This is a genomic window from Mesorhizobium sp. (genome assembly GCF_965229135.1).
GTDB lineage: Bacteria > Pseudomonadota > Alphaproteobacteria > Rhizobiales > Rhizobiaceae > Mesorhizobium.
In genome coordinates this window covers 657521-678579 of sequence record NZ_OZ245860.1, presented here as the reverse complement: position 1 = coordinate 678579, position 21059 = coordinate 657521, and the positions used below count along the sequence as shown (strand labels likewise).

The window sequence follows — 21059 nt, the reverse complement described above, 5'->3', positions numbered from 1 at the left end:
GAGACAAGCGTGTGATCTGGGCGCGTCTTAAAGACTATATCGGGACGAGATTCGCCGACCTGACGCGCCCGACGCGTTCGGACTGGATTTTCGCCCTTAGAACCGTTTCGGCCGGCCTGATCGCACTTCTGGCCGCCTACAGCCTCAAGCTCGATCATCCGCAATGGGCAATGATGACCGTGTTCATCGTCGCTCAGCCCGTCGCCGGCATGGTGCTGGCCAAGGGTTTTTACCGGCTGCTCGGCACATTGGCTGGCGGGTTGGCGGCGATCGCCATCACCACGGTCTTCGGTTCCAACCAGTGGCTGCTGGTGACGGTGCTTGCCGTCTGGATCGGCATCAGCACCTTCGTCTCGTCGCTGCTGCGCAACCCGGAGGCCTATGGCGCGGCACTGGCCGGCTATACGGCGATGATCATCGGCCTGCCTGCCTTCGGACAACCCCATCTCGTGGTCGACCTTGCCGTGGCCCGCTGCGCCGAAATCGTGCTTGGCATCGTCTGCGCCGGCGTGACCAGCCGGCTGATCCTGCCCAAGCTGGCGGGTGAAGCCATCATCGAACGGCTGAAGCGCAGCATTCTCGACCTTGCCGTCTATGCCGGCGGTGCCTTCTCGGGCCGTGATGCCACAACGCTGGCCGATCTTCACCGCAAGCTGATGGCCGAAGCCGAGACGCTTGGCGAAATGCGCGTCTATGCAAGGCTGGAAGCGCCAAGCCTGGCGACCCGCGCCCATCCTGTCCGGCGCACGATCGGCCAACTGCTGTCGGCACTTTCAGCGGCACGCGCGCTACATGCTCATGCGGCGCCGAAAAACGCGGCGCTGATTCCCGTGCGCGCCGATCTGTATGCCCTGGTCGGCGAACTCGCAAACAAACCTGACGCCCTGGACGATACGGCGCCATGGCTGGCGCGGCTCGACGTCATCGCCGCCAGGGCGCGGCAAATGCCGGACATGCCGGACGGACAAGCCGATGAAAGGCTTGGTACCATCACCCGTCTCACTATCGCCGCCGATTTCGCCGAAGCGCTGAAACAGGTGCTGCGGGGCCTCGATGCCATGCGCGCGCCGGCCTCACGCGCCGCCCGCGTGCGCAAGCAGCCCGCGCTGGTGGTGCACCGCGACTACCAGGCGGCCTCGCGCAACGCCGTGCGCGCGGCGCTCGCCACATTGCTGGTCGCGGCCTTCTGGCTGACAACGAAATGGTCGGAGGCGGCAGGTACGGTCATCCTCGTCTCCGTCGTCTCCAGCCTGTTTGCCGCACGGCCAGACCCGGTTCAGGTAGCCTGGGGCTTCTTCAAGGGTACGCTGCTGGCCCTGCCCTTTGCCTTCCTGGTCGGGCAGGTCGCGCTGCCCGCCTTGCCCGGCTTCGGCTGGTTCATGGTCTTTGTCGTGCCGATCCTTGTGCCCGCCGCGCTGGCGATGGCCAATCCGCGCTTTGTCGGCGTGGCCACTGCCTTCGCCATCAATTTCCTCGCTTTTCTCAGCCCGCATCAGGGCATGACCTATGATCCCGGGCCCTTCCTGGCAGGTTGTGCGTCGATCCTGGTCGGCATCCTGCTGGCGATCGGCGTCTTCATCGTCGTGCTGCCGTCTGATCCGTGGGTCTTCGTCAATCGCATCGTGCGCGTGATGCGCGAGGACCTGGCCCGCCTTTGCCTGCACGAGCGTGTGCCAAGACGCACCGCTTTCGAGAGCCTTGCCTATGACCGGGTCAACCAGCTCATGTCTCAGACGCAGCGGACCGGAAAGAAGGGCGATGCGGTTCTGGATGGCAGCATCGCCGCTGTCACCGTCGGTATCGAAATCCTGCGCCTGCGCCACGCGCTGCAGAGTTCTGCCCTGCCAGCGGAGACGGCCCTTTCGATCTCGAACTTTCTGCGTGGGCTGGCGCGGGAACTGCTGTTCCGGCGGTCCAATGAAGCGCAGACATCCACGGTCACTGTCGCCAGGCAATACGCGGCCAGCATTACCCAGCGAAGCAGCGCGGCCGAAATGCTGCAGGTCGCGGCTTCGCTGCGCATCATCGCCGCGGCAATCGAGGATTTTCCGGATTTTTTCGCGAAAGACCGGGGTTAGGCGGCGGCTATAGCCAGCGCATGGCCCCTGGCGTTTTCACGCAGCGCGTCGAGATGGATCGACTTGACGAGGGCGGCCAGATCCCCTTCCGCGGACTGCCCACCCAATTCCTTGAGCATCAGCCAGCTGACTTCCTGGACGCCTGCGATCCGCTTGCCGTTGGCGACCTCGCGCCAGATCTTCAGCGCCCGCAGGATGATGGCATGCGTGGCGGCGGCAAGGCCCGCGCCGCGAAACAGCGCCTGCAACGCAACGTCGTGCCCGCCGGCCAGCAGGGCCCTCACCCTTTGCTCGGGCTGCTGCGACAGCGCGACCAGCGTCGAGCCGAAGAAATCGACCTTGCCATGCGCAATGGTCCTGATGATGAAGCTGGCGGTCAGGTCGCCGCGCAGGCGCAGATGCTCGATCAGCGCCGCATGCTCTTCCTGGCGCGTGCCTTCGATCAACGTCACCGAGGCCTTCACACATGCATCCCGCAGGACGCGATCGGCCCTGGCGGCGCCCATCAGCGCCATCACCAATGGCGAGCCCTTGAGCGTTTCGCCGAGCTTGACCAGAAGCATGTGCCGACAGTCGGCGGGCAGGCGCGAGTCGGCGATCAACGCCTCGCGCACCAAAGGCAGGTGCCCATGGCGTTCAGCCATGCGGCGGAAGCTGAGCGACGCGATGTCGGCGCCGCTGTTGGCCAGAAGCACGGCGCAGGCTTCGGCTTCGCCGATCTCCGCGATGGCCGCCGAAAGCGCCATGGAAACAACCGGCCGATCAGCGATGAGTTTTTGTGTCGCCTTCTGGCTCGAGGCCACACGATCGATCAGGTCGGCATCGGTAAGCAGCGGCGAGCGCGCCAGCACCAGGCTTGCGACTTCCGGCTGGTCGGACGCCAGCGCGCTGATGATCTGCAGCGGGGCGTGGTGGCTCATGGAGAGCGCTTCGGCGATCGCCAGCCGAACCTTCGATGACGCGTCGTCGAGCAGCAGCGTCAGCGCCGCCTCGGCGGCGCAGCGATCCTCGAACGGCAAGTCGGAACTGATATAGGCACGGGCCAGCGCACTGGCGGCGGCGGCTCGCTCCGAGACCCTTGCCGTGTAGATCCATTTCAAAAAATGCGAAACAACCATGCCGCCTGCTTACGCCCCCTGCCAGATGTTTCCGGCCCCTTAGCGGAGGGTAGGCAAAAATGGTTTACGAACGGTTCACCATATTCATTAACCCGCTTGATGGCCCGGTTTGCAACGCCTATCAAGCAACGCGAACGGAGGACATCGACCATGGCTGGCCTGTATCTGGATGAATTTGTCGTCGGCCATGTCTTCCAGCACACGCTGCGCAAAACAGTCACCGAAAGCGACAACATGCTGTTTTCAGTCATGACGCTGAACCCGCAGCCGCTGCACATCGACTTCGATTTCGCCGCCAAAAGCGAATGGGGCAAGCCGCTGGTGAATTCGCTGTTCACGCTGGGCCTGATGATAGGCATTTCGGTGAACGACATCACCATGGGCACCACGATCGCCAATCTCGGCATGAAGGAAACGGTGTTCCCGCATCCGGTCTTCCATGGCGACACGATCCATGTCGAGACCACCGTCATCTCGGTTCGCGAATCGAAGTCGAAGCCGGACCGCGGCATCGTCGAACTTGAGCATCGCGCCTACAACCAGCATGGCGATCTCGTCGCCAAATGCACCCGGCAGGCAATGATGAAGAAGGCGGCGTGACCGGTGCGTTCTTTGCTGTTTGTCCCCGGCGATTCGGAAAAGAAGCTGGAGAAGGGTTTCGGCGCGGGCGCCGACGTCGTCATCGTCGACCTTGAGGATTCCGTCGCGCCGCAAAACAAGCCGACAGCGCGCGACATCGCGGCGCGCTTCATCATCGAACACAGGCAACGAACCAGCTCGGCGATCTATGTACGGGTCAACGATCTGTCGACCGGTCTCACCGACGATGATCTGGCAGCGCTGGTTGCGGCGAGACCCGACGGCATCATGCTGCCGAAATCGAACAGCGGCCAGGACGTGCAGCACCTGTCGGCGAAGCTAAGGGTTCACGAGGCTGAAAACGGCCTGGCTGACGGCGCGATTCGGATCCTGCCGATCATCACCGAGACGGCGGCGGGTGTGCTGGCGGCGGCAACCTATGCCGGAACGAGCGCCAGGCTGGCCGGCCTGACCTGGGGCGCGGAAGATCTTTCGGCCGCGATCGGCGCGCGATCGGCGCGCGACGAACGAGGCCGATACACGGATGTGTTTCGTTTTGCCCGCACCATGACGGTCCTTGCCGCAGGGAGCGCCGAGGTCGCCGCGATAGACACGGTATTCCCGGATTTCCGTGATATGGCCGCCTTCGAGGCGGAATGTGCCGAGGCCGAGCGCGACGGTTTTACCGGCAAGATGGCGATCCATCCGGCGCAGGTGCCGGTCATCAACGCGGCCTTCACACCGTCGGGCGAGGCCATCGCGCATTCGGCCGCCGTTGTAGCGGCATTCGAAGCAGCCGGAAATCCCGGCGTCGTCGGCATCGACGGCAAGATGTATGATCGCCCGCACCTCAGATTGGCGGAACGGCTCCTGGCGCGGGCCAAGGCTGCCGGACTGTCCGACTGAACGCCCGAAACCCCTACCGGACCCGTGGAACCTGCAACTGTCTAGCCCTTGTCCCAACGCGGCCGCCGCATCGAGAAAATCTCGTTGACGCTGGCGTAGTCCATATAGCCGAGGCGGGCGACATTGCCGGCCATGGTGATGTCGAACATGCCGTCCTTCAGGAAGGCGTCGTCGATATGTACGCCGACCACCTCACCGGCGACGACCACGGCGCTTGCCGTCGTTCCGTCGAGTGCCTTTGGCCGGAAGACTTCCGTCACCCGGCATTCGAGCGCGGCCGGCGCCGCCGCCACGCGAGGCGGAGCGACCAGACGCGACGGCGCCATGGCGAGATCGGCGTAGACGAATTCGTTGACGCCGCGCGGCGCGTTGACGGAAGTAAGGTTCATTTTCTCGGCAAGATCGCGGCTCACAAGATTGGCGACGAACTCTCCCGTCTCCTGGGCGAAACTGGCACTGTCCTTCTCGCCTTCCGATGAAAACCAGACGATGAAGGGCCGCGTCGAAACGGCGTTGAAGAAGGAATAGGGCGCGAGATTGACCTCGCCTGCCCCGTTCACCGTCGAAATCCAGCCGATCGGCCGTGGCGCCACGATCGCCTTCGAAGGATCATGCGCCAGGCCGTGACCTTTTGATGGTTCGTAGAACATTCAGCCGTTCCATGGCCCGGCGTAGTCGGCATAGAGCTTTGCCGGATCAGGCCGCGGCCGCTCCGGCGCCGCTCCTGCGTAGGAACCGATATGGATGAACCCGACGACACGCTCATCCGGCGCCAGGCCAAGGATGGCCCTGCCCTCCGGCACGTCGGAGTACCAGTTGCTGATCAGGTTGGTGCCATAGCCAAGCGCATTGGCCGATATCATCAGGTTCATTGCCGCCATGCCGCCGGACAGGAACATTTCCCATTGCGGAATCTTCGGATTCTCCTTCGGCACGAACACCACACCGATCACCAGCGGCGCGCGCGAAAACCGCGCCAGCTCCTGGTTGCGGCGGCCTTCCGGCAAAAGTCCCTCACGCTGTTCGGCAAGGGCGGCCAATTGCTTGCCGACCTCGACCCGCGCCTCGCCGCGATAGAGGATGAAGCGCCAGGGCTCCAGCCGGCCGTGATCGGGAACCCGGGTGGCGGCGGCCATCATCGTCGCGATATCCGCGTCGCTGGGTGCCGGTTCCTGCAGGTCCAGGATCGGCGCGGAATTGCGGGTCAGCAGGAAGTCGATGATCGGCGACGCCATGGGCGCAATTCTCCTAAAACACTCAATTTTGAGCTGAAGCGCGCCTTGCGGGAATTTGGGCGGCTCGGGCATTGGCGCGAGACACGCCTGAGAAAGTGTCCTCTACCAGAAGTGTATCGGACTCTTAAGCCTTGAAATTGCCACCGCCATGGGCTTCAACGCAAGGCATGTTTGAGGGGACTCTGCGCCTTTTCCTGGTCTGGCTCGCCGCCGCACTGTTTCTGGTGCCGGTTTCGCTCACCAACGCGCAGAACGCGGACGGCATCAACAACCTGAAACTTCCGGGGATTTCGAGCTATGCGACGCCCAAGGGCGAAACCACGCTGGCGACCGGAAGCAGTGGTCAGATCACCCTCTCGGCCCAGTTGACGGACAAGGGCGCCGACATCACGCGTGGCATCGTCTGGCGCGTCTTCAAGCCTGAAACGGTCAACGGCAAGCTGCCAATGGTGGCTTCGGCCCATGGCGGCACTGCCGTGTTCCAGCTCGAACCGGGCAGCTATCTCGTCCATGCCTCCTATGGCCGGGCCGGCGCCACCAAGCGCATCACCGTCAGCAAGGAAGCCAAGCGCGAAAGCCTCGTGCTCGATGCCGGAGGATTAAAGCTCGATGCCGTGTTGTCGGGCGGAGCACATATCCCACCGAAGAAGCTTCGTTTCTCGATCTATGAAGGCCATACGGAGCCCAATGGCGACCGCGCGTTGATCATCCCCGACGTCGAGCCGAACAGCGTGGTGCGCCTCAATGCCGGTATCTACCATGTCGTGTCGACCTATGGCGCGGTGAACGCGGTCATCCGCTCCGACATCCGCGTCGAGGCCGGCAAGCTGACCGAAGCGACCGTGGAGCATCACGCGGCCGAGATAACGATGAAGCTGGTGCGCGAGACCGGCGGCGAAGCGATCGCGGACACGTCTTGGTCGCTGCTGAACGAATCCGGCGATCCCATCAAGGAAACCGTCGGCGCCTTTGCCTCGATGGTGCTCGCCGAAGGCGACTACACCATCATCGCCAAGAATCGCGACCGCATTTATCAGAAGGATTTTACCGTCGTGGCCGGGCAGAACCAGGAGATCGAGGTTCTGGCCAACGAAGCCGCGGCGATGGACCCGGAAGAAGGCGCGGACTAGCGCTCCGCGGTTCTTGGTTGCCGTGTGGCCATGACTGCGACGTGAGGGTCAATTCGTCAGGCGAATAATCACCCTTCAGGCGGCCAGCTTGGTCCGCGCCGGCAGGAACGGCAGCCGACGGCGCGGCACGGCGGGCGCCAGATCGAAAACCCCACGATAAAGCCGATCAAGCAGCGCCTTGCGGTCGCGCAATGGCTCCAGTTCGTTCCACCTCAGCACATCGCCGACGCGAACGTCGATCGGCTTGCCGGACAGGCGTGCGAATTCATGGATGAGCAGGGAAATGCGCAAGGTCAGCGACGCCTTGCCTACGAATTTCGCCACGCGTCCGTCGCGTTCGGCCATGTTCATCGGACCGCTGACCAGATGGAAGAGCCTGCCGTTCTGGCCGGAAAAATGCATGGGAATCACAGACGCCTTGGCGTCCTGGACGAGACGGGCCGGAAACATCTTCCATGGCAGATCGCGCGCCCGGCCAAAGCCCTTCGGCGCGGTGGCGACGCCGCCGGCCGGAAACACCACAATGGTGACACCTTCCTTGAGCAGCCGCACCGCCTCGTGGCGCACCGCCAGATTGTTCTTCAACGCTTCCTTGGTTTCGGAGAAATCGACCGGCAGCGAATAGGGTTCCATCTCGCGGATCTTGAGAAGGTCCTTGTGGATCATCACCCGGAACGGACGCCCGAGTTGCTCGGCCAGCGACAGAACGGCGATCCCGTCGCCGATCCCGAAGGGATGGTTGGCGACGATCACCAGCGGCGTGTCCGGCAATTGCGCCGGCGGCCACTGGTCGGCGGTCCGTATCCGCACGTCGATCAGGTCGAGCATGCGGCTGAACACCCGCTCACCGGTCGGCACCACCTGCCGGCGCCAGAAATCATAGAGTGCGGTGTAGCGGTCGCGGCCCGAAAGGCCTTCGATGGAATGAATCACCCAACGCGCCAGAGCCGGCTGACACGGATTGGCATAGGAAAGCTCTGGGAACGGTTTTTCACGCATTTTCAGCTTGAGCATGGGGATTCGTTACAAGATTGGCGTGACAGGCATATGAAAATGGCGGTGGATCACTCCACCGCCATTTCGCTGGAAATTCAGCTGGTTCAGGCAGCGCGCTTGCGTCTGCGGTCAGGCGTGACCGCCTCTTCCGTAAGCTGTGCGATAGCCTCGCCAAGACCAAGCGATTCCTGGTCGCGCGAGCCGAGCCGGCGGATGTTGACCGTCTCCTCTTCAGCCTCGCGCTTGCCGCACACGAGAATGACCGGAACCTTGGCCAGCGAATGTTCGCGAACCTTGTAGTTGATCTTCTCGTTGCGCAGGTCGGCCTCGGCCAGCAGTCCCGCCTCCTTCAGCTTTGCAACCACCTTGAGCGCGTAGTCGTCGGCGTCGGAGGTGATCGTCGCCACCACGACCTGCAGCGGCGCGAACCAGAGCGGGAAATGACCCGAATAGTTCTCGATCAGGATGCCGAGGAAACGCTCCATCGAGCCGCATATGGCGCGGTGGACCATGACCGGGCGCTTCTTCTCCGAATCAGCGCCGATATAGAAAGCGCCGAAGCGTTCCGGCAGGTTGAAGTCGACCTGCGTCGTGCCGCATTGCCATTCGCGACCGATGGCGTCCTTGAGCACATATTCGAACTTGGGACCGTAGAAGGCGCCCTCGCCCGGATTGATCGACGTCTTGATGCGATTCCCCGACTGAGCGCGGATCGTCTCCAGCACGCGGCTCATGATGTCCTCGGCGTGATCCCATGCCTCGTCGGTGCCGACACGCTTGTCAGGGCGCGTCGACAGCTTGACGCTGATCTCGTCGAAGCCGAAATCGGCATAGGTCGAGAGGATCAGATCGTTGATGCGCAGGCATTCAGCCGCGAGTTGCTCCTCGGTGCAGAAGATGTGCGCGTCGTCCTGGGTAAAGCCACGCACCCGCATCAGCCCGTGCAGCGCGCCCGACGGCTCGTAGCGATGGACGTTGCCAAACTCGGCGAGCTTCACCGGCAGGTCGCGGTACGACTTCAGCCCGTGCTTGAAGATCTGCACATGGCCCGGACAGTTCATCGGCTTCAACGCGAACACACGGTCGTCATCGGTATCGTCGCCGGCGACCGTCACCTTGAACATGGCATCGCGATACCAACCCCAGTGTCCGGACGTTTCCCACAGGCTCTTGTCGAGCACTTGCGGCGCGTTGACCTCCTGATAGCCCTGCTCGTCGAGCCGGCGGCGCATGTAATTGACCAGGTTCTGGAACATCCTCCAGCCCTTGGCGTGCCAGAAGACGACGCCCGGCCCCTCTTCCTGGAAATGGAACAGATCCATCTCGCGGCCGAGTTTGCGATGGTCGCGCTTCTCCGCCTCCTCCAGCATCGTCTGGTAGGATTCGAGCTGCGCCTGGTCGGCCCATGCGGTGCCGTAGATACGCGTCAGCATCGGGTTGTTGGAGTCGCCGCGCCAGTAGGCGCCGGCCACCTTCATCAGCTTGAAGGCGTTGCCGATCTGCCCGGTCGAGGCCATGTGCGGCCCCCGGCAAAGGTCGAACCAGTCGCCCTGCGCATAGATCTTGAGGTCCTGACCCTCGGGAATGGCGTCGATCAGCTCAAGCTTGTAGCGCTCGCCCTTGTCGGCAAACACTTTCTTCGCCTTGTCGCGCGACCAGACTTCCTTGGTGAACGGCTTGTTGCGCGCGATGATCTCGCGCATCTTCTTCTCGATCACCGGGAAGTCGTCAGGGGTGAACGGCTCGTTGCGAGCGAAATCGTAATAGAATCCGTTCTCGATCACCGGACCGATGGTCACCTGGGTTCCCGGCCACAATTCCTGCACGGCTTCGGCCAGCACGTGCGCGGTGTCGTGGCGGATGAGCTCCAGAGCACGCGGATCGTCGCGGGTGACGATCTCGACCTTGCCGGACTTACCCAGAGGATCCGAGAGATCGCGGACCACGCCGTCGATGCTGTAGGCGACCGCCTTCTTGGCCAGCGATTTCGAGATCGATTCGGCCAGGCCAGAGCCGGTCATCGCCGCGTCGTATTCGCGGACGGAGCCATCGGGAAACGTGAGGGAAACGGAATTCAACATGGTTTTCTCCTATCCAGTCCCGCAAACGAGCGCGGGTGGTTGAAATGCATGGAGCCCAGGACGAGCGTCTTGGGCGACAGGCACGGGTAAAAGCCGGATGCGTCCGGCGGCGGGCTGTCTTTTATGGGCAGATCCCGTCGCGGTAAAGCCGGGTCAAACGTCATTCTTTACTTGATGAGCCCAGGCAGGTCCTTCAGGAAACCGGCCCGTGTCTTGAGCCCCTTTGGCATATCGGTGCGCTTGGTGTCGACAACAAGACGGGCAAAGACGATCCGCCGATCCCCCTTCTTCGCCCAGCCGACGAACCAGCCCAGCGAGCGATTGTCCTGGACCTTGTCGGCATCGTTGCGAAGCCTGGTGCTTCCGGTCTTGCCCTGCACGCTCCAGTCACCGGCCTGGAATGTCGGTATGATCGCCTTGGTCATGTCATAAGCTTTGGCCGAAACCGGCAGCTTGCGGTCAAGCAGCCGGCGCAGGAAATTCACCTGCTCGATCGGCGTGATCTTCAGCGAGGAGTTCACCCAGGAGTGCGTCAGGCCATCATTCTTGCCGGGATTGCCGGAAACATCATTGTTGCCATAGTCGAATTTTGACACATAGCCGGCAAAGTTCTTCTCTCCAAGCCTGCGGGTGATCTCGCGAGAAAACCAGATAATCGAATCCCGCTCCCAGATCGTCGGATCGACGGCCTTCTGATCTCGCTTCACCGCGTTGAATTCGGGCTTGTAGTCCCAGGTCGGCGTATGCTCGTCGCCCAGGATGCCCGCGTCATAGCCAATCAGCGACAATGGTACCTTGAACGTCGAGGCCGGGCTGAAGCGCTGGTCGCAGACACCGTCCTGATAAAGCGTCTTGCCGCTCGCCGCATCGAGGATCACCGTGCACTGGACATCGTCCAGCGGCGCCGACTGAGCGCGCATCGGAAATCCCAGCAGCCAGGCAAGCAGGAACAGGATACCGGCAAGGATGAAGGGAAGACGGTCGATCTGGCGCATTTTAAGCTCGCTCTTGAGAGGATGTTGGCGAGCGGCTTAACGAGGTCTCTTGTCTCGATTTTGTCTCAAATGAGCAGTCTTTGTGCAGGTTTGTGTTAACCCTACCGGATCGTAAATTGCCAGATGCGAGGCTCCTCGTCCCGAGCCGACGCGATCAGTTGTGAGGATCGCTCCGCTTTCTTCCGATCCGCCAGTACCGCCAAGGCACGAACCAACGATAGTACCCAGCCAGTACCTCTGGCACGAGGTCGATACCGTGCGTACCGAATGGCCCGCAGCGCAGCACGCGAAACAAGCCCATCCAGCCGCCAGCCCATAACCCGTGACGGGCGATCGCCTCATGTGCGTACTCGGAACAGGTCGGCAGATGCCGGCACGAATTGCCGACAAAGCCTGAAAGCGTCAGCTGGTAGAGGCGCACGATGGACGTGCCAAGGACACGCCCCGGCGTCCTGCGCCAGGGGCCGGGCCAGTTGCGCCCGCGCTGGGGTGGCCTGGCGGCATGCGCGTGCGGATGGTCGTCACGCATCGCATTCTCCGCATCGCGTTCCCCGGCATAGATGTGAGTTTCAGCCAGGGAACGCAATCCCCTGCCCTTCACCGATATCTCGAACAGCACTGGTCAGCGGCGAGAGGGAACCGTGCGTCGACCAGGACGGGGGACCCAGCGATGAGGCACCGGGCTGTCTTCATGCAGCCGAGACGGGTTCTCGCTCTGCCTCTGGAACGTCACGATCCGCATCATGTCGCCAAAAATCTCCATGAACTGGAACATGGCCATATCTCCTTTGAAGGCCCATTAGACCGCCGCTGGCCTTTGTCCTCAAACGAGTATAATTTCGACGTCGTATAACTTGAGATTATGCGAATGAAACGTGGACGCCTGCCGCTGACGGCTTTGAGAAGTTTTGAAGCGGCCGGCCGGCATCTGAGCTTCAGCCGCGCGGCCGAGGAGCTTTTCGTCTCGCAGGCGGCAATCAGCCGTCAGGTGCGCGAACTCGAAGTCTTCCTGCGCCAGCCCTTGTTCGAGCGCCACCACCGCCGCGTCGAACTGACCGACAACGGTCAGCGCTTACTGGGCCAACTGGTGGAAAGTTTCGACGCCATCGACGGCTTGCTTTCGGATCTGGTGGCAACGCCGGCACAGGCCGTGGCCTGTGTGAGCGTCGACCCCTCGCTTGCCACATCCTGGCTGGTGCCAAGGCTCAATCGCTTTCGTCAGTCGCGGCCGGACATCGATATTTCCCTCGACGTCGACACGCGTCTGATCGACTTCCGCGGTGATCAGGCCGAACTCGCCTTGCGCTTCAGCGCACGCGCCACATCATGGCCGCGCAGCGAGGCGGAGCTGATGGCGCCGGTGATCGATTCGCCGGTGCTGTCTCCGGCGCTCTTCAGGTCCGGCCCGCCGCTGGAAAGCCCGGCAGACCTGCGCCACCACACATTACTGCACGAAGAGAACCGCCAGGACTGGGCACGATGGTTCGAAGCGGCCGGCGTCGCCGATGATGCGATGCCCGAGCGCGGTCCGCTGCTGGCGGATGCCTCGCTGGCCAAACAGGCGGCCATGCTCGGCCATGGCGTTGCCCTCGGCGACCTCCTGCTGGTGCAGGAGGAGTTGGCCTCGGGCACACTGGTCAAGCCGTTCGATACCAACGTCAGATGCGGCGCCTACTGGCTGGTGGCCAGGAGCCTACGCAACCTGTCGGAACCGGCAAGGGCTTTCGCCGATTGGGTGAGGAAAGAGTTCGCGGAAAGCAGGCGTTTTCTGGACAGGGCCTAGGCTGCCTGTTCGGCGTGCTTCTTCTCGATCTGGCCGATCGCGTCAACCACGGCGTCGAAGGTCAGCATCGTCGAGGCATGGCGCGCCTTGTAGTCGCGCACCGGCTCGAGGTACTTCAGGTCGGCGAAGCGGCCATCGGGCGGCATGCCACCCTCCTTCAACATCTTCAACATTGTCTCGCGCAGGGCGCGCAACTCGTCCGCCGTGGCGCCGACCACATGTTGCGCCATGATCGAGGATGACGCCTGGCCAAGCGCGCAGGCCTTCACGTCATGGGCGAAATCCGTGACCACGCCGTCTTCCATCTTGAGGTCGACCGTAACGGTCGAGCCACACAGCTTGGAATGCGCCTTTGCCGTCGCGTCGGGATGATCGAGGCGGCCGATCCGCGCGATGTTTCCAGCAAAACCCAGAATTTTCGCATTGTAGACGTCGTCGATCATATTTTTCCAATCCGTCGCCGCCAAGCGGACAGCAATTGCCGCTGTAGCGTCTTCCTTTCGCTCGGCACGATCTTATATAATGATGGCAGTCAGGTATCGACAAGGCAATCGCGGGCCGCGTCCTTGCCAAATCTGTTCACGCCGCTTACGGGGCAGAAACCGGGCGAGTTTCTGACACCGAAAGGTCGTGGTCCGTTCAACTCGTTCCTCCGTCGAGAGGGACTACGGGAGACGCCTTTTATGGATGCCGTCATCAAGAAACTCATGCCCCAGTCGGCCTACATGGAAAAGCCGGTCACCGACCGTCCGAGCGAAGCCGAAGTCGAGGCCGCCGTGCGCACGCTTTTGCGCTGGACTGGCGACAATCCGGACCGCGAGGGCCTGATCGATACGCCGAGGCGCGTGACGAAGGCTTTTCGCGAGATGTTCGGCGGCTACGACATGTGCCCAGCGGAGGAGCTTGGCCGCACTTTCGAGGAAGTGGCAGGCTATGACGATCTCGTCATCGTCAAGGACATCCAGTTCCATTCGCATTGCGAGCACCACATGGTGCCGATCATCGGCAAGGCCCATGTTGGCTACCTGCCTGACGGCAAGGTGGTCGGTCTCTCCAAGATCGCGCGCGTGGTCGACATCTTCGCCCATCGCCTGCAGACCCAGGAAGCGATGACCGCGCAGATCGCCGGCGTCATCCAGGACGTGCTCAATCCGCGCGGGGTCGCCGTCATGATCGAGGCCGAGCATATGTGCATGGCCATGCGCGGTATTCGCAAGCAGGGCTCCACAACGCTGACCTCGACGTTCACCGGGGTGTTCAAGGACACGCCCGAGGAACAGGTTCGCTTCGTCACCATGGTGCGCGGCGGCAGGGCCTGACCGCCCTCGCCGGTCAGCCGGACCATGATCCCGAACCGAAGGGCCGCGTCAGCGAAAAACGAAGGCCGGTTTTCGGATAAGATCATGGCCAAGACAGGAAAATAGACCGGCGATGTCGGCACTGGAATTCCCGAAAGCTTCATCGGACAAGAAGGCACTGGAAGAAGGCGCGGTCTTTTCGCCGCGCTTCGATGCCAGCGGCCTCGTCACCGTCGTCGTTACCGATGGCGAGGACGGCATGCTGCTGATGGTAGCGCATATGAATGCGCAGGCATTGGCGCTGACGCTGGAAACCGGCATCGCCTATTACTGGTCGCGCTCGCGCAATGCGCTTTGGAAAAAGGGCGAGACCTCGGGCAATTTCCAGCATGTCGTCGAGATGCGGACCGACTGCGACCAGGACGCATTGTGGCTGCGCGTCAAAGTCTTGGGCCACGATGCAACCTGTCACACCGGCCGGCGTTCATGTTTTTACAGGACGGTGGGGCTAGTCGACGGCACGGCGACGCTTGCCGACGACGGCAGCAAACCGCTGTTCGATGCGGAAAAGACGTATCGGAAACCTTTGTGAACCATTCCATATTCACAAACCACTCATCTTCACTATTCTCAAACGTCCTTCCGGTACAAAGGATGCGGGACAAGGGAGATCATGATGCTCGAATGGGCGTCATTGCGTAACAGGTCAGACGTACGGGAAGCCAGCGGCCTCTCCTCGTCCGGCGGCGCGCCCGATCCTGAACCTTCCAGGAAAACAGGCATCTCCCTGGCATTGGGTGGCGGCTGTGCCCGAGGCTGGGCCCATATCGGCGTGCTGCGTGCACTCGACGAAGCCGGCATCGAAGTGTCGATGATAGCCGGCACATCCATCGGCGCGCTGGTCGGCGGCTGCTATCTTGCCGGCAAACTGAACGAACTGGAAGAGTTCGCGCGCAGCCTGACCAAGCGACGCATCTTCGGCCTGCTCGATCTCAATCTGCGCGGCAGCGGCCTTTTCGGCGGCATGAAACTCGATGCGCGCCTGCGCGAGCATATGGCTGGCATTCGTTTCGAAGATCTGCCCAAGCCCTTCGTCTGCGTCGCCTCGGAGATCCGCACCGGCCACGAAATCTGGCTGTCGAGCGGCTCGCTCATCACCGCCATGCGCGCTTCCTATGCGCTGCCAGGCGTGTTTGAACCGGTCAATTGCAACGGTCGCGTTCTGGTCGATGGAGCGCTGGTCAATCCGGTGCCGGTTTCGGTCTGCCGGGCCTACGAGCAACCTCTCGTGGTGGCTGTCAATCTTCATTATGACCTGTTTGGACGCGCCGCCGTGATAAAGCACAGCGCCGGCGAGCTTGTCATTGAAAAGGACGCGCCGCGCACTGGCCGCGCAAATCCTGATCACCAGCCGCACCAGACGCGGCTCGGCATCACCGGCGTCATGGTCGAAGCCTTCAACATCATCCAGGACCGCATATCACGGGCACGCTTGGCGGGAGATCCTCCGGACATGTCGCTGCAGCCCAAGCTCAGCCATATCGGCCTGACCGAGTTCCATCGCGCCGACGAGGCGATCAGCCTCGGCTACCAGGCAACGATGGCCCAGATCGGCGAACTGACCCGATTGCAGTCGGTTCTTGCCTGACCCACGCAAAGCCCTGGCCCGGTTGTGACGCTGCTGCGTTACGTGCCTGCCAGCTGAGTTGCGGAACCTCGAACGCGGCTAGGCAAGGGCAGCATCGGTGATGCGAAACTGCACCGTGCGGTTGCCATTCCAGTAATTACCGGACAGAGACCCGGCAACGTGCATCGTCTTGCCCCGGTTCTTGAACAGGAATTCGCCAAGCGCGGTGTCGATGGCGCGAAACGCGATCGCCTGGATCCTGCCGCCGCTTTCCGACTGCAGATCGGCGCGGATGTGATTTGTGCCGACCGGCCGCGCGTCGGCGAGCCGGTGGCGCGGCAGTGCGAAGACCGGCGCGACATGCCCGGCGCCGAACGGACCTGCCTTTTCCAATGCATCGAGCAGGCCGAGCGTCGCCCCCTCGGCCGCCAGCGCCCCGTCGATGGCCAGGCTTTCCTCGTCCTGCAGCCGGAACACATCGCCGGCGGCACGCTCCTCGAAGAAGGCCCTTAGCTCGCCGAGTTTCGCGCGCTCGACGGTGATGCCCGCCGCCATGGCATGGCCGCCGCCCTTGACGATCAAACCGGCTTCCGCGGCCTCGCGCACCAGTCGCCCGAGATCGAATCCCGACACCGAGCGGCCTGAGCCCGTGCCGACGCCATTGGCGTTGAAGGCAATGGCGAAGGCCGGCCGGCGCGCATGGTCCTTCAGCCGCGAGGCAAGCAGGCCGACAATGCCCGGATGCCAGTTGTTGCTGGCGGTGACGACGATTGCGGGACCATTGCCGCCGGCAAGCTCGGCGTCGGCCTCGGCGCGCGCCGAGGCCAGCATCTCCTGCTCCATCAGCTGCCGCTCCTGGTTGAGCCTGTCCAGCGTCTCGGCGATGGTGCGCGCCTCCACAGGATCGTCGGTGGCGAGCAACCGGCTGCCAAGTGCCGCGTCACCAATGCGTCCGCCGGCATTGATGCGCGGCCCGATCAGATAGGCCAGATGGAATGTGCTGACCGGCTCGCCGATACGCGACACCCGCGCCAGGGCCGCCAGGCCTTCATTCTTCTGCTGGCGCGCCACCTGCAGTCCCTTGACGACAAAGGCGCGGTTGACGCCGACAAGCGGCACCACGTCGCAGACAGTCGCCAACGCGACAAGATCAAGCATCGAGAGCAGGTCCGGCGGCGGCGTGTCCGTCAGGCGGCTGCGCAGGATCTTCGCCGTCTGCACCAATGTGAGGAAGACGACGCCCGCCGCGCAAAGATGGCCTTGTCCGGAAAGGTCGTCCTCGCGGTTGGGATTGACGACAGCGATGGCTTCCGGCAGCGCCCCACCGACCTGGTGATGGTCGAGCACCACGACATCCGCGCCGGCCTCTATCGCCGCATCGACGGACGCCGCGCTGTTGGTGCCGCAATCGACCGTGACGATCAGTGTCGCGCCGCGCGAGACCAGTTCACGCATGGCATCGGGATTGGGACCATATCCCTCGAAGATTCGATCCGGGATATAGATTTCCGACGGCACGGAAAAATGCGCGAGAAACCGCTTGAGCAACGCCGACGAAGCGGCACCGTCGACGTCATAGTCGCCGAATATCGCCACCTTCTCCTTGGTCATGACCGCCGCCGCGATGCGTGCCGCAGCCCTCTCCATGTCGGTCAGCGACGTCGGATCGGGCAGAAGGTCCCGGATGGTCGGGTCGAGAAAGCGCTCGGTCTGTTCCGCCGTCACGCCGCGCCCGGCAAGCACGCGGGCAACGATGTCGGGAACGCCATGGCCCTGCGCGATGGCGAGCGCCGTCATGTCCTGCCGCGCCGTCAACCGGTGTTCCCAGGAAACACCGGTCGCCGACTGCCTGACATCAAGAAAAGTTCGTCTCTCGCCCGTCATGCGACGCGCCGTCTGCGAATTGTCATTTCTCACAATATGCGACGGCTAAACAGGAAGGTATCAAAACTTTTCCAGATCCTGGTGACGCGCCTTGATCTCGCGCACGGTGCGCGATGACGAACGCAGAACGATCGTATGCGTGATGATGTAGTTGCGGCCGAACTTGACGCCCGCCAGCATATTGCCGTCGGTGACGCCGGTCGCGGCAAACAGCACATCGCCTCGCGCCATGTCTTCGGCCCGATAGACGCGCCTCGGATCGGAGATGCCCATCCTGGCGGCGCGTTCGACCTTTTCCGGTGTATCGAGGATCAGCCGGCCCTGCATCTGGCCTCCCGTGCAGCGCAAGGCGGCCGCGGCCAGCACGCCTTCCGGCGCGCCTCCGGTGCCGAGATAGATGTCGATGCCGGTTTCCTCCGGGTCGGTGGTGTGAATGACGCCGGCAACGTCGCCGTCACCGATCAGCCGGATCGCCGCACCCGTGGCGCGCACGGCTTCGATCAGCCTGGCATGACGCGGCCGATCGAGAATGCAGGCCGTGATATCGGACACGGCGACACCCTTGGCCTTGGCAAGGCTGGCGATGTTCTCCGCCGGCGAAGCGTCGATGTCGATAACGCCGTCGGCATAGCCGGGACCGATGGCAATCTTGTCCATATAGACGTCGGGAGCAAACAGCAGGCTGCCCTTCTCGGCGATGGCGATGACGGCAAGTGCATTGGGAAGGTTCTTGGCGCAGATCGTCGTGCCTTCGAGCGGGTCGAGTGCGATATCGACGGCCGGTCCTTTGCCGGTGCCGACCTCTTCGCCGATGTAGAGCATCGGGGCCTCGTCGCGCTCGCCCTCACCGATCACCACCGTGCCCTTGATCGCGAGGCGATTGAGCTCCTGGCGCATGGCGTCGACGGCGACCTGGTCGGCCGCCATTTCATCACCGCGCCCACGCAATCGGGCGGCCGCGACCGCGGCCCGTTCGGTGACGCGCACCAGTTCCATGGTGAGTATCCGGTCGAGACCGGCGACAATGTTGTGAGCCACATTCATATGGTGGAAATCCTCGTTGGCATGCGGCCTCCCGCCGGAGGCGCGTCTCTTTTGTCAAACGAGCATGACAACGGCAAGACCTGCCGGGGGAATTATCGAAAAGGCAACAATATCAATCGATTGAAGTCGGCTCTGCAAAAGAAAACGCCCGGCGCTAGTGGCGCCGGGCGTGCTTGGATTGGTTCGGATTTGCCCGCTCGCGCCGGGCGAAGCCTCAGAACACCGCGAGATACTTTAGCAGCGAGATGATGCCGATGATGATGACGATGACTTGAACGATCTGCCGCATCTTGGCATCGAGCGGAAGACGCTGCACCAGATAAAGAACCAGAACGATCACCAGAAAGGTGATCAGAATGCCTATAAGCATGGATGATGCCATAAAACCCTCCTTGAAAATTGACGTGCCGAGACGAAAAGGCCGGCTGAGCCGGCCTCGAATAACTTACTGATACCAGCGGCGCGGCGTGTCGCTCAGGGCCTGCCCAACGGCAATTCCAGCCAAGAAGCCGATCAACCCGATGATCCCGACCACCGCCGTGGTCGTGCCCGGGTTGTCGCGTGCGACCTCGGATACGGCCTGAGCCTGTGTTCGCAACTGCTGCGCGGTTCGGGACGCGCGCGCCGCGGCTGTATCATACAGGTCGGACGCCTGTTCCCTGGCATCGTCGACCAGTTCGGCGCCCCGCTCCGAAATGCTCTTGTTGATCTTGGTGATCTCCTTGCGCAGTTCAGCAATCTGCTTTTCGAGCGTCTTCTGGATATCGTCGATGTGAGGGACGTCGGACTTGTTTGCTTCGGCCATTGAGGGGTTCCTTCAGTTGTAGACCAAGAGAACGGCGAGCGCGCAAAATCGTTCCCGGTCAAATGGCGTCGTTTGACCGGGCACTCAAGGGACATGTTTCGGAGTCTGGCGTCGAAGACGCTCTGCATCGCCGGATGCCGGCAGCGCTGTTTTCTACCCTGCCCGCTCGATGCGGATGACCTGAGGCTTGTCGGTCAGGTGACCGTCCTTGGTGATGCCGTCGACGGCCTTGCGCACTGCAGCTTCCGTGGTCTCGTGGGTGACCAGGATCACCGTCTTCTGCGCCTCGGCCTCGCCATTCACGGCATGCTGCACGATCGATTCCAGCGAGATGTCATTGTCGGCCATGCGTTTGGCGATCGCCGCGAACACACCGATACGGTCATGCACGGTCAGCCGGATGAAGTAGCCGCCAGCATGGCTGCGCATCTGCGCTTTCTTGTAGGGTTTCAATTCCTTGGCAGGACGGCCGAATACCGGGCCGTGCTGGAAGCCGGGCCGGCTCTTGGCGATGTCGGCGATGTCGCCGATGACAGCCGACGCGGTCGCGTTGCCGCCGGCACCCGGTCCGGAAAGCAGCAGCTCGCCCAGTATGTCGGTCTCGATCGCCACCGCATTGGTCACGCCATGCACCTGCGCGATGACCGAGGCAGTCGGCACCATGGTCGGATGCACGCGCTGCTCGATGCCGCTCTCGGTGCGCTGGGCGACGCCAAGCAGCTTTATCCGATAGCCGAGATCGGCCGCCGCGCGGATATCGGCCTGGGTGATGTTGGAAATGCCTTCCATGTAGATGTCGTTCGCCGCGATTCTGGTGCCGAAGGCAAGGCTGGTCAGGATCGACAGCTTATGCGCGGTGTCCTGCCCTTCGATGTCGAAGGTCGGGTCAGCCTCGGCATAGCCCAGCCGCTGCGCGTCCTTCAGGCAGGCGTCGAACGAGATGCCCTCTGCCTCCATGCGGGTGAGGATGTAGTTGCATGTGCCGTTGAGGATACCGAAGACCCGGGTGACCGAATTGCCGGCCATCGCTTCGCGCATCGTCTTGATGACGGGAATGCCGCCGGCCACCGCCGCTTCGTAGTTGAGCAGCACGCCCTTCTTCTCGGCGATCTCGGCCAGCGCCACTCCATGCTTGGCCAGCAGCGCCTTGTTGGCCGTGACGACATGACGGCCGGCATCGAGCGCCGCTTTCACGGCGCTGCGCGCCGGCCCCTCGTCGCCGCCGATCAGTTCGACGAACACATCGATGTCGGCGGTCTGCGCCATTTTCACCGCGTCGTCGAACCACTGCGTCGAGCTCAAATCGATGCCACGGTCGCGCTTGGGGTCACGCGCCGAGACGGCGGTGACGACGATATCGCGCCCGCACTGCCGGGTCAGTTCCGCTGCCTTGTCGCGCAGAACGCGCGCCACGGACGCGCCGACAGTGCCGAGACCGGCGATTCCAACACGCAATGCTTCAGCCATGTCCGGCGACGTCCCTCAAAAATTCGATCGATA

The 21059-nt window shown here is 62.7% G+C and carries 21 protein-coding genes; 8 read left to right on the top strand and 13 right to left on the bottom strand.

Going from position 1 to position 21059, the window contains the following annotated elements; translation table 11 throughout:
* Positions 1-11 precede the first annotated feature (11 nt).
* Positions 12-2078 carry an FUSC family protein gene (locus ACO07C_RS03315; protein WP_421912808.1) on the top strand — a complete coding sequence of 689 codons (2067 nt, stop codon included), beginning with the start codon at positions 12-14 and terminating at the stop codon, positions 2076-2078.
* On the opposite strand, the gene ACO07C_RS03310 is transcribed toward ACO07C_RS03315, so the two are convergent.
* Positions 2075-3196, bottom strand: a complete 1122-nt coding sequence (locus tag ACO07C_RS03310) for a DUF2336 domain-containing protein (RefSeq protein ID WP_421912807.1) — start codon at positions 3194-3196, stop codon at positions 2075-2077. The two genes, ACO07C_RS03315 and ACO07C_RS03310, sit on opposite strands and share 4 nt — an antisense overlap.
* A 99-nt stretch (positions 3197-3295) precedes the next feature.
* Here ACO07C_RS03310 and ACO07C_RS03305 point away from each other — a divergent pair, with 99 nt between their 5' ends.
* Both ACO07C_RS03305 and ACO07C_RS03300 read left to right on the top strand, forming a co-directional pair.
* Positions 3296-3796 (top strand): MaoC family dehydratase, encoded by a 501-nt coding sequence (locus ACO07C_RS03305; RefSeq protein ID WP_421912806.1) that lies wholly within the window; start codon positions 3296-3298, stop codon positions 3794-3796.
* 3 nt (positions 3797-3799) lie between these two features.
* The gene (locus ACO07C_RS03300) at positions 3800-4681 is read left to right on the top strand and encodes an HpcH/HpaI aldolase/citrate lyase family protein (RefSeq protein ID WP_421912805.1); all 882 of its coding nucleotides are present in this window, start codon (positions 3800-3802) and stop codon (positions 4679-4681) included.
* Positions 4682-4722: 41 nt separating this feature from the next.
* Here the strand turns inward: ACO07C_RS03300 and ACO07C_RS03295 are convergent, their stop codons facing one another.
* Positions 4723-5331 carry a flavin reductase family protein gene (locus tag ACO07C_RS03295; RefSeq protein WP_421912804.1) on the bottom strand — a complete coding sequence of 203 codons (609 nt, stop codon included), beginning with the start codon at positions 5329-5331 and terminating at the stop codon, positions 4723-4725.
* Positions 5332-5916, bottom strand: a complete 585-nt coding sequence (locus ACO07C_RS03290) for a nitroreductase family protein (RefSeq protein ID WP_421912803.1) — start codon at positions 5914-5916, stop codon at positions 5332-5334.
* Between the two features lie 167 nt (positions 5917-6083).
* Between ACO07C_RS03290 and ACO07C_RS03285 the strand changes: the two genes are divergently transcribed.
* Positions 6084-7046 (top strand): hypothetical protein, encoded by a 963-nt coding sequence (locus tag ACO07C_RS03285; protein ID WP_421912802.1) that lies wholly within the window; start codon positions 6084-6086, stop codon positions 7044-7046.
* A 75-nt stretch (positions 7047-7121) separates the two neighbouring features.
* On the opposite strand, the gene ACO07C_RS03280 is transcribed toward ACO07C_RS03285, so the two are convergent.
* From ACO07C_RS03280 to yidD, 4 genes are all read right to left on the bottom strand, one after another.
* On the bottom strand, positions 7122-8060 hold the full coding sequence (locus ACO07C_RS03280; protein WP_421912801.1) for a lysophospholipid acyltransferase family protein: 939 nt from the start codon (positions 8058-8060) through the stop codon (positions 7122-7124).
* Positions 8061-8146: 86 nt separating this feature from the next.
* A complete protein-coding gene (gene thrS, locus ACO07C_RS03275; protein WP_421912800.1) occupies positions 8147-10123 on the bottom strand; it encodes a threonine--tRNA ligase in 1977 nt (658 codons plus the stop codon).
* 167 nt (positions 10124-10290) lie between these two features.
* Positions 10291-11118 (bottom strand): class D beta-lactamase, encoded by an 828-nt coding sequence (gene blaOXA, locus ACO07C_RS03270; RefSeq protein WP_421912799.1) that lies wholly within the window; start codon positions 11116-11118, stop codon positions 10291-10293.
* Positions 11119-11272: 154 nt separating this feature from the next.
* Positions 11273-11647 carry a membrane protein insertion efficiency factor YidD gene (gene yidD / locus ACO07C_RS03265; protein WP_421912798.1) on the bottom strand — a complete coding sequence of 125 codons (375 nt, stop codon included), beginning with the start codon at positions 11645-11647 and terminating at the stop codon, positions 11273-11275.
* 339 nt (positions 11648-11986) lie between these two features.
* Between yidD and ACO07C_RS03260 the strand changes: the two genes are divergently transcribed.
* Complete coding sequence (locus tag ACO07C_RS03260) at positions 11987-12901, top strand: LysR substrate-binding domain-containing protein (protein ID WP_421912797.1); 915 nt, start codon at positions 11987-11989, stop codon at positions 12899-12901.
* Here the strand turns inward: ACO07C_RS03260 and ACO07C_RS03255 are convergent.
* Entirely contained in the window at positions 12898-13344 is a 447-nt protein-coding gene (locus tag ACO07C_RS03255; protein WP_421912796.1) for an iron-sulfur cluster assembly scaffold protein, read from the bottom strand. The two genes, ACO07C_RS03260 and ACO07C_RS03255, sit on opposite strands and share 4 nt — an antisense overlap.
* A 240-nt stretch (positions 13345-13584) precedes the next feature.
* Here ACO07C_RS03255 and folE point away from each other — a divergent pair, with 240 nt between their 5' ends.
* The 3 genes from folE to ACO07C_RS03240 all read left to right on the top strand — a co-directional run bounded on the left by folE (position 13585) and on the right by ACO07C_RS03240 (position 15847).
* The gene (gene folE / locus ACO07C_RS03250; protein WP_421912795.1) at positions 13585-14220 is read left to right on the top strand and encodes a GTP cyclohydrolase I FolE; all 636 of its coding nucleotides are present in this window, start codon (positions 13585-13587) and stop codon (positions 14218-14220) included.
* A 112-nt stretch (positions 14221-14332) separates the two neighbouring features.
* Positions 14333-14791, top strand: a complete 459-nt coding sequence (hisI, locus tag ACO07C_RS03245; protein ID WP_421912794.1) for a phosphoribosyl-AMP cyclohydrolase — start codon at positions 14333-14335, stop codon at positions 14789-14791.
* Positions 14792-14875: 84 nt separating this feature from the next.
* Positions 14876-15847, top strand: coding sequence for a patatin family protein (locus ACO07C_RS03240; protein ID WP_421917429.1), 972 nt, complete (start codon positions 14876-14878; stop codon positions 15845-15847).
* Between the two features lie 78 nt (positions 15848-15925).
* On the opposite strand, the gene recJ is transcribed toward ACO07C_RS03240, so the two are convergent.
* The 5 genes from recJ to ACO07C_RS03215 form a co-directional block, all read right to left on the bottom strand.
* Entirely contained in the window at positions 15926-17710 is a 1785-nt protein-coding gene (recJ, locus tag ACO07C_RS03235; protein ID WP_421912793.1) for a single-stranded-DNA-specific exonuclease RecJ, read from the bottom strand.
* Between the two features lie 60 nt (positions 17711-17770).
* A complete protein-coding gene (glpX, locus tag ACO07C_RS03230) occupies positions 17771-18754 on the bottom strand; it encodes a class II fructose-bisphosphatase (RefSeq protein WP_421912792.1) in 984 nt (327 codons plus the stop codon).
* Positions 18755-18968: 214 nt separating this feature from the next.
* A complete protein-coding gene (locus ACO07C_RS03225; RefSeq protein ID WP_421912790.1) occupies positions 18969-19136 on the bottom strand; it encodes a Thivi_2564 family membrane protein in 168 nt (55 codons plus the stop codon).
* A 63-nt stretch (positions 19137-19199) separates the two neighbouring features.
* Entirely contained in the window at positions 19200-19559 is a 360-nt protein-coding gene (locus ACO07C_RS03220) for a hypothetical protein (protein WP_421912789.1), read from the bottom strand.
* A 153-nt stretch (positions 19560-19712) separates the two neighbouring features.
* On the bottom strand, positions 19713-21026 hold the full coding sequence (locus tag ACO07C_RS03215; RefSeq protein ID WP_421912788.1) for a homoserine dehydrogenase: 1314 nt from the start codon (positions 21024-21026) through the stop codon (positions 19713-19715).
* Positions 21027-21059: the final 33 nt, after the last annotated feature.